The organism is Nonomuraea zeae (genome assembly GCF_005889725.1).
Taxonomy (GTDB): domain Bacteria; phylum Actinomycetota; class Actinomycetes; order Streptosporangiales; family Streptosporangiaceae; genus Nonomuraea; species Nonomuraea zeae.
On the sequence record NZ_VCKX01000414.1, the window covers coordinates 1 to 8819 of the forward strand.

An 8819-nucleotide genomic window follows, 5' to 3' on the forward strand; every position below is an offset into this window, starting at 1 on the left:
CTCCGCGCTGCAGAACGCCGCCTCCATCGCGGCGCTCTTCCTCACCACCGAGGCCGTCATCGCCGAGAAGCCCGAGAAGAACCCTGCCGCTCCGGCCATGCCGGGCGGCGGCGACATGGACTTCTAGGTCTTTTCTTCGCCGTTGACACGAAGGGCGGCCCGGTTTTCCGGGTCGCCCTTGTTTTCATTTCCGAGCCATTACGTTTCATAATTGATCCGCTACTCGGAGTGAGGAAAGGTGGGGGCCACACACCTCTCACCCAAAGGAGTAGTGGATGTTTTCCCGCACCAAGCGCATTTTCGGCATCGCCGCATTGGCCTTCGCCGCCGCGACGGCGATGGCCGTCCCCGCACACGCGGACGATGACCGCTCGCTCGAATTGCGGCGGCTGCAGGAGCTGGCGTGGCCGTTCTGCCTGACCGGCACCGAGCTCGGGATTCCGATCGTGGACGTGGTGCTGCCGGAGTTCCTGCCGTGCGCCGACGCCAAGTTCCTGAACTGAGCTCGGGGCTCCGCACCCGGCGCCCGGCCTGATTCGCCGGGCTTTTCGCCCGGATTCTTTCAGGTGGCCTTTTCGCCGGGAGGGCGTGCCGGGCGCACGCCCTCCGGCGAGGCGGGGGGAATCCGGGCGTCAGACGCCGTAGTGGGCGACGATGTGGCCGCGGGCGAGCGTGTTGGCGGTGATGTTGAAGCCCACCACGGCCGGGCTCGCGTCGCCGTCCACACCCAGCTTGTCGACGCCCAGGGCGTGGACGGTGAAGACGTAGCGGTGCGGGTCGCCGGGTGGCGGGGCCGCACCGCCGTACTCCTTGGTCCCGTAGTCGTTGCGGGCGTGCACCGCGCCCGCGGGCAGCCCCTTGAACTCGGGGCCGGTGCCCGCGCCCGAGGGCAGCTCCGTCACGGAGGCCGGCAGGTCGAACAGCACCCAGTGCCAGAACCCGCTGCCCGTGGGGGCGTCGGGGTCGTAGCAGGTGACGGCGTAGCCGCGGGTCCCGTCCGGCGCGCCGGACCAGCGGAGCTGGGGCGAGCGGTTCTGCCCCTTCATCCCCCAGTCGTTGAAGACGTGCAGGTCGCTCAGCGTCTGGCCGTCCTGGATGTCGTCACTCTCGACCACGAGCGCGGGGACCGACGGCAGGTGTTCATGTGGCAGCGGTGCTGGCACGGCATCCTCCTAGGTTGAGAGCATCTTCCGCCATCCTAGAAGCGGCCGTGCCCAGCGCCTTGTCAGAGTGCGAGCTGGGGTGGCAGCGCCTTGTCGTGCAGGACCGTGAGCGAGGTGACCGCTCGGGTCAGCACCACGTACAGCCTGGCCAGGCCCCTCGGCTCGGCCGCCACGATGTCCGCCGGCTCGACCACGACGACGTGGTCGTACTCCAGGCCCTTGGCCAGGGTCGCGGGGACGATCAGCAGGCGGTGCTCCTCGGCCGAGTCCGGGTCGAGCACGGCGTGGGGGAGGCCGGCCAGCGCCTTGGAGACCTCCTCGACCGCCGCGTCGGGGACGATGACGCCGATCGAGCCCTCCTTCGTGAGGGCCTCTCCGGCGGCCTCGGCGACGGAGCCGCCACCGCGGACGGTGAGCGAGCCGAGGCCGGGACGCAGGGACTGCGGCGCGGCCAGGTCGGGCGCGATGGACGGGAGCAGGCGGGCGGCGAAGTCGAGGACCTCCCTCGGGACGCGGAAGCCCAGCGTCAGCTCCGTCACCTCCCCTTCGTCCTGGCCCAGATGCTTCAGCACCGACTCCCACGAGCGGGTCGACCACGGGGTGGTGCCCTGGGCCAGGTCGCCGAGCACGGTGGCGGAGCCGTTGCGGCAGCGCCGGCCGAGCGCTCTGAGCTGCATCTCGGACAGGTCCTGGGCCTCGTCAACCACCAGGTGGCCCAAGGACTGGGTGCGTTCCATCAGGTCGCGGAGCTCGTCGAGGAGCGCGGCGTCCGCGGCGGTCCACTTCGCGGACTTCCAGCCTCGGTACGGCTTCCGCCAAAGCAGTGTTTCCTGCTCTTCGGGCGACAAGTCGGATTTGGCGGCCTTAGCGAGAAATTCCGGATCTGAGAGGAGGCGATACAGGACCTGCTCCGGCGTCAGCTTCGGCCAGACCGCGTCCACGAGCTGCTTGACCGGCTTCGACCTGGCCACGGCGTCCTGGACCCGGTCGTCGGGCGAGTCGCCACGCTGCTCCATGCGTACGAGCACCATGTGGGCCAGCCGCTGCGCCAGCGCGGCCCGTCCCGGGTTGTACCGCGTCGTGCCGCGCAGGGAGGCCACGATCTCGCGCACCTCGTAGTCGGCGACCCGGAAGCGGTGGGCGCCCTGGGTGTACACCACGCCTTCTTCCGGCTTGACGATGTGCAGCCAGAGGGCGCGTTCGAGCACCGCCGCCATCCTGGCGTCGCCCTTCATCGCCGCGACCATCGGGTCCTCGGGGGTGGCGTGCTCGCCGAGCAGCCCCGCCACCGTGGTCTGGTCGACCTTGATCTCGCCGAGCGCGGGCAGCACCGAGGAGATGTAGGACAGGAAGGCCCGGTTGGGCCCGACGATCATGACGCCGGACCTGGCCAGCCGCTCTCGGTGGGTGAACAGCAGGTAGGCCGCCCGGTGCAGGCCCACGGCGGTCTTCCCGGTGCCGGGGGCGCCCTGCACGCAGACCGTCTGGCCCAGCGTGGAGCGGACGATCTCGTCCTGGTCGGGCTGGATCGTGGCGACGATGTCACGCATCGGGCCGGTGCGCGGGCGCTCGATCTCCTCGGTGAGGATCTTCGAGGGGCCGATCTCGCCGCCCTCGGCGAGCGGCTCGTCCTCGAACGCGGTCAGCGCGCCGCCGTGGTAGCCGAAGCGGCGCCGGCGTACGACGCCCATGGGGTCGCCCGGACTGGCCTGGTAGAACGCCCGGGACACCGGCGCGCGCCAGTCGATGACCAGCGCCCGGCTGGTGCCGTCGTGCACGTGGCGGCGGCCGACGTAGATCGTGCCGGGCAGGTCGTCGTGCTCATGGTCGCTATCGCTTCGCTCCTCGTCGGCTCCTTCGTCGCTCTCTCGTCGCGAGCTCCTTCGCTCGCCACCCGCGCGGTCGAGGCGGCCGAAGAACAGCGGCGTGTCCGGATGGTCGGCCAGCGCGGCCACGCGCTGGTCGAGCAGCGACTGGAGGATCTGCTGCGACACCCAGTCGCCCGCCGCGTCCGCGGACAGCGACTGGGCGTGGGCGCGCATGGCCTTGAGCGCCGCCCTGGACTCGGCAAGGTGGGCCTGCTCGGCGGCGAGGACGTCGGTGGGCAGGTCGGGGGGTATGTCGGGGGCCAGCTGGTGTGCGGGCATGCGGAAGTGCCTCCCATGGTGAATAACGGAGGTGGTCAAGGCAGCGAATCGGCCAGTTTAATGGTGACTCCGGCATGACTCCAAAGCATTTACCGATGGCGGGGCGGGTAGAGATAGGTGATGGCGCGGATCCGGGTCCAGTTCTCGCCGATCATTCCGACGATCGCGAGCTTCCTGCTGGCGGCGCTGTGGGGACTGTCGGTGTTCGCCGGGTGGGGGCTGGAGGCGTTCTGCGCCGGCGGGGAGTCCGCCTCCACGTGCTCGGAGCGGCTCGGCACGGTCTCCACCGCGTCCGGACTGTTCGCCGCGCTCGCCGCCTGCTGCACGGCCACCGCCTGGCTGCTGCCGCGGTCCAGGAACGACTCGCGGGTTTTCGCGCGGCTCATGGGCGCGGGAGTGGCCGCGTGGGTCGTCGCGGAGGGCGTGCTGTTCCTCGGGGGTCTGCTCGTCCGCTAGCCGCCGGACGAACCCGGGCAGAACGTACTCATGTCACGAAACTGTGAATACCGAAAAAATCGGGCATATCAGGTGGGTTTGGCGGATCATGGGGGTATGTCGCAGGCGGCGTGATAGTACGCAGGTGAGGGGGGTGGTTCGAATGTCTTCGGCCCGCGGAGTCTCGTGGACGTGACACAGCACCGATGCCTGGCCGCTCGGGCGAGCGGCCGGGCATTTTCCTTGCCGGACCGGTGCTGGTCAGACCCGATACAGGTCAGACGCCGCCGAGCACGTCGTCGGCGTCGATGATCTGGTACGCGTAGCCCTGCTCGGCGAGGAAGCGCTGCCGGTGCGCCGCGAACTCCTGATCGACCGTGTCCCTGCTGACCACCGTGTAGAACCGGGCGCCTCCGCCGTCGGCCTTGGGCCGGAGCACCCGCCCGAGCCGCTGGGCCTCCTCCTGGCGTGAGCCGAACGTCCCTGAGACCTGGATCGCGATGGCCGCCTCCGGCAGGTCGATGGAGAAGTTGGCCACCTTCGACACCACCAGCACCTGGATCTCCTTGTCGCGGAAGGCTTGGTAGAGGCGCTCGCGCTCCTTGATCCTGGTCTCGCCCTTGATGACCGGCGCGTTGAGGTGCTCGCCGAGCTCGTCGAGCTGGTCGATGTACTGGCCGATGACCAGCACCTGCTCACCCAGGTGCCGGCGGACCAGCGCCTCGGTCACGTGCGTCTTGGACGGCGTGGTGGCGCAGTAGCGGTAGCGCTCCTCGGACTCGGCCATCGCGTACGCCAGCCGCTCCTCGTCCGTCAGCGTGACGCGTACTTCGACGCAGTCGGCGGGCGCGATCCAGCCCTGGTTCTCCATCTCCTTCCACGGCGCGTCGTAGCGCTTGGGACCGATCAGCGAGAACACGTCGCCCTCGCGCCCGTCCTCGCGCACCAGCGTCGCGGTCAGCCCGACCCGCCTGCGGGCCTGCAGGTCGGCGGTCATCCGGAAGATCGGCGCGGGCAGCAGGTGGACCTCGTCGTAGACGATCAGGCCCCAGTCGCGGGCGTCGAACAGCTCCAGGTGGCTGTAGACGCCCTTCCGCCTGGTCGTCATCACCTGGTAGGTGGCGATGGTGACCGGGCGGATCTCCTTCTTCGAGCCGGAGTATTCGCCGATCTCGTCCTCGGTCAGCGTCGTGCGCTTGAGCAGCTCGGTCTTCCACTGGTGCGCGGAGACCGTGTTCGTCACCAGGATCAGCGTGGTGGCCTCGGCGCGCGCCATGGCCGCCGCGCCGACGATGGTCTTGCCGGCGCCGCACGGGAGCACGACCACGCCGGAGCCGCCGTGCCAGAAGGCGTCGGCCGCGTCCTGCTGGTAGGGGCGCAGCGACCAGCCGTCCTGGAGCAGCTTGATCGGGTGCTGCTCGCCGTCGACGTAGCCGGCCAGGTCTTCGGCGGGCCAGCCCAGCTTGAGCAGGGCCTGCTTGACGTTGCCGCGGTCGCTCGGATGCACCACGACCGAGTCGGGGCCCAGCCGATCGCCCAGCATCGGCTGGATCTTCTTGGAGCGCAGCACCTCTTCGAGCACGGCCCGGTCGGTGGAGGTCAGGACCAGGCCGTTGACCGGGTCCTTCTCCAGCCGCAGCCGGCCGTAGCGGGCCATGGTCTCGGCGATGTCCACGAGCAGCGCGTGCGGCACCGGGTAGCGGCTGAAGCCGATCAGCGCGTCGATGACCTGCTCGGCGTCGTGGCCCGCGGCGCGGGCGTTCCACAGCGCCAGCGGGGTGACGCGGTAGGTGTGCACGTGCTCTGGAGCGCGCTCGAGCTCGGCGAACGGCGCGATCGCCTTACGGCACGCGTCGGCTTTCTCGTGGTCGACCTCGAGCAGCAACGTCTTGTCCGACTGGACGATCAGCGGTCCATCGCTCACTGGCATGTCTCCGTGGGGTTTCGGGGCCTGGCGCAACAGGACCATCGTCTCCTGATCCCGGCTCGGCCGCTCCGAGACTCCAACAACGAAGACGCCCGGATTAGTCCGCGGCACGGTCAGGAGGCCCCAGGGCTCAGTCGTCGAAGTAGCCGTTGAACCCCAGGAAGAGGAACGTGCCGACGCTCAGCACCAGGCCGGACCCGAACAGGACCCAGCTCCAGATCACCATCATGCGGGCCGATCGCGGCTCCGTGCGGGCCTTGCCCAGCGCCAGGCCGGCCAGGATCGCCCCGAACACGCCGAGGATGTTGCAGCAGGAGACGAGCGAGAGGAGGTTGAGCACGAGCGAGACGATCGCGTTGGCGCTCGGGCCGTCGTTGCGCGGGGGCGGCGGATAGCCGTAGCCATAGCCGTATTGCGGGGGTGGCTGCTGACCGTAGGGAGCCCCATAAGGTTGGTACGGATATCCCGACGGATCTTCCTGACTCATGTTCACCTCCAGACAGGTCAACACTTATCACGGAATCGACGGGCGGCTGGCCGAGAGCGAGATCTCGCTACGGCTCCCAGAATCTCAGTCCAGCCAGGTCCGCAGCAGCTTCCGGTCGAGCTTGAGCACGCTCGTCACCGGAACCGAGTCGACGAACCGCACCTCGCGCGGATATTTCACCCGGCCGACCCGGTCGCGGGCCCACTCGATCAGATCCTCGCCGGTCGCCGTGCCACCCGGTCTGAGCTGCACGAACGCCACCACCTCCTCGCCCACGCGGCGGTCCGGCCGGCCCACGACGCCGGACATGACCACGTCGGGGTGCTGGTTGAGCGCGTCCTCGACGTCGCGCGGGAACACGTTGAAGCCACCCCGGATGATCAGGTCCTTCTTCCTGTCGACGATGTGGAGGTAGCCGTCGTCGTCCACGCAGCCGATGTCACCGGTCCGCAGCTCGCCGCCGACCAGCGCGGTGCCGTCGGGGTCCGGCTCGTGCTCGCCCCAGTAGCCGAGCATCAGCGACTCGCCCGAGACGCAGATCTCCCCGACGTCACCCATCTCCATCGCCTCGCCCGAGCCGTCGCGGATGGTGATCGAGTAGCCGGGCAGCGGCAGGCCGACACTGCCGATCTTGCGCCGCCCGGGCGGGTTGAACGTGGTGACGGCGCTGGTCTCGGTCAGGCCGTAGCCCTCCAGGATCTGCACGCCCGGCATCCTGCGCTCGAACTCCGCCAGCGTCTCCCTGCCGAGCGGCGCCGCCCCGCACGTGAGGTAGGCCAGGTCGGGCAGCGGATGCGCTTCGAGCGGCTCGGCGAGGAGGAGCTGGAGCATGGAGGGGACGACGGTGCCGTACTGGACGCGCTGCTCGGCGGCCAGCTTCAGGAACGCCTTCGGCTCGAACCAGCGCATCAGCACCGCCTGCTGCGGCTCGGTCGCGTGCATGGACGCGACCGAGATGATCAGCCCGTACGCGTGGGACAGCGGCACGGGCACCAGCGCGCGGTTCTTCCCCTCCTGGTGGGACATGTCGTAGGCGTCCTTGGCCACGCGCCACAGGCCGCCGTGGCTCAGCATGACGCCCTTGGCCTTGCCCGTGGTGCCGCCGGTGTACATGAGGGCGGCCAGGTCGCCCGCGTCCCTGCCGACCGGACCGCGTTCCTGGGCCTGCTCCAGCTCGGCCGTGTCCACGAAGATCGGCAGCTCGGGAGCGGCGGCGCGGACGGTCTCGGCCAGCTCGGGCGAGGTGACGATCGCTGACGCACCGCTGTCGGTGAGAATGTGGCGCAGCTCGTCGACCCCCACCAGGAACACCACCGGGGTCACCACCGCGCCCGCGGCCCACAGCGCCTGGTAGATGAGCGGCACCTCGGGAGAGTTCGCCATCATCACGGCCACGCGGTCGCCCGGCCTGATCCCCGCCGCGGCGAATCCGCCGCACATCCGGCGGGCCCGCTCGGCGAGCGCATGACTGCGGTGCCAGACGCCCTCGTAGAACACCGAGTCGTGGTCGTCGAACCGGCTCCATGACTTCTCGGCCAACTGGCCCAGCGTTTGCTCGGTCACAAGCACAACCTGATGCGATCGAGGTTGTGCCGTCAACCCTTGGATCTCCCGCGTCACTCTTGACTAGTCATTGTGGACGGTGCTCTCATGCACGGTAAATAGACATTAATCTCCCTCTGTGGCCATTCGAGTTTTCTGGCTGGTCTAGATCGTGTAATGGTGGGAGATCTAGCGGCCGTCGGGCCTGCCGAGAGCAATGGAGGGCATGATCGACATGTCCATGCAGCGGCCTTGGCCGCAAGCGCCACGCGTAATGCCTGTTCAGGGCTGCACGGTGACGCTCCGTATTGGCTTGGCATTAAACGAAGAAACTCGTTGTTCGTCGATATTTTCTGTAGAAAAGTTTCCAGTAAAGACCGAGGTGACTTCGTGACCGACACGCCTGAACCGGGCGAGATCGACCTCGACGACATAACGCTCAGTCAGAGCCTCATAACGGTGAATGAACGGCTGCGGGCGACGGCCGTCCCGATCCCCAGAGACCTCAACAGGAGAGAGGCCGACACGCTCCTGCGGTCCTACCTGGAGCCCGGCTGCTTTCCCGACGCGGTGCGCCGGCTGGCCATGCGCCACCTGCTCGTCCTCGTGGGGGCGGAGGAGGTCGGCAAGCGATTAGGGGCCATCGCGCTGCTGTCCCGGATGTCGCTGGCCGAGGGCCGCATCACGGTCCTGTCCCCGGCGGGGACCGCCGCCGACCTGCTGTCCAGGACCGAGTACGGGCCGGGCCGGGCCTACCTGCTGCACGACTGGATCGCCGAGAGCACCGATCGGATCGAGCTGGTCAACCTGGCGCGCAAGCTGGCCGAGCTGGGGTCGTACCTGGTCATCACCAGGAACGGCGTCCCGTCCCAGGCCGTCGAGGTGGAGCACCCGTGGGCCGCGCCCGATCCCGGGGAGCTGTTCGACCTGTGCCTCAGCACGTTCGCGCTGCGGGCGGGGCGGAGCGCCGAGGAGCTCTCCCGGGCCCGGTACCGGGCGCTCAGCCTGCCGACGCCCGCCGAGGTCGTACGCCTGGCCGCGGGCCTCCCGCCCATCGGGGCGCTCGCGGGTCGCCCGGTGGACGGCCCGGTGGACGGCCCGGTGGACGGCCCGGCGGG

Annotated in this window: 8 protein-coding genes; 3 read left to right on the plus strand and 5 right to left on the minus strand. The window is 69.3% G+C overall.

Annotation, left to right across the window (positions count from 1 at the left end):
- The first annotated feature begins 275 nt into the window (after positions 1–275).
- On the plus strand, positions 276–503 hold the full coding sequence (locus tag ETD85_RS57010) for a hypothetical protein (protein WP_138698185.1): 228 nt from the start codon (positions 276–278) through the stop codon (positions 501–503).
- A 129-nt stretch (positions 504–632) separates the two neighbouring features.
- Here the strand turns inward: ETD85_RS57010 and ETD85_RS57015 are convergent, their stop codons facing one another.
- Both ETD85_RS57015 and ETD85_RS57020 read right to left on the minus strand, forming a co-directional pair.
- A complete protein-coding gene (locus tag ETD85_RS57015; protein ID WP_138698186.1) occupies positions 633–1163 on the minus strand; it encodes a YbhB/YbcL family Raf kinase inhibitor-like protein in 531 nt (176 codons plus the stop codon).
- A 62-nt stretch (positions 1164–1225) separates the two neighbouring features.
- Positions 1226–3310: a HelD family protein gene (locus ETD85_RS57020; RefSeq protein ID WP_138698187.1), complete on the minus strand. Its 2085-nt coding sequence runs from the start codon at positions 3308–3310 to the stop codon at positions 1226–1228.
- Positions 3311–3430: 120 nt separating this feature from the next.
- Between ETD85_RS57020 and ETD85_RS57025 the strand changes: the two genes are divergently transcribed.
- On the plus strand, positions 3431–3766 hold the full coding sequence (locus ETD85_RS57025) for a hypothetical protein (RefSeq protein WP_138698188.1): 336 nt from the start codon (positions 3431–3433) through the stop codon (positions 3764–3766).
- A 256-nt stretch (positions 3767–4022) separates the two neighbouring features.
- Here ETD85_RS57025 and ETD85_RS57030 read toward each other — a convergent pair whose 3' ends face one another.
- From ETD85_RS57030 to ETD85_RS57040, 3 genes are all read right to left on the minus strand, one after another.
- On the minus strand, positions 4023–5675 hold the full coding sequence (locus tag ETD85_RS57030; RefSeq protein WP_138698189.1) for a DNA repair helicase XPB: 1653 nt from the start codon (positions 5673–5675) through the stop codon (positions 4023–4025).
- Positions 5676–5802: 127 nt separating this feature from the next.
- Positions 5803–6159 (minus strand): hypothetical protein, encoded by a 357-nt coding sequence (locus tag ETD85_RS57035; protein ID WP_138698190.1) that lies wholly within the window; start codon positions 6157–6159, stop codon positions 5803–5805.
- An 84-nt stretch (positions 6160–6243) separates the two neighbouring features.
- The gene (locus ETD85_RS57040) at positions 6244–7722 is read right to left on the minus strand and encodes an AMP-binding protein (protein ID WP_138698191.1); all 1479 of its coding nucleotides are present in this window, start codon (positions 7720–7722) and stop codon (positions 6244–6246) included.
- Positions 7723–8091: 369 nt separating this feature from the next.
- Here ETD85_RS57040 and ETD85_RS57045 point away from each other — a divergent pair.
- A partial coding sequence (locus ETD85_RS57045; protein ID WP_206059528.1) for a hypothetical protein occupies positions 8092–8819 on the plus strand: 728 nt, incomplete at its 3' end.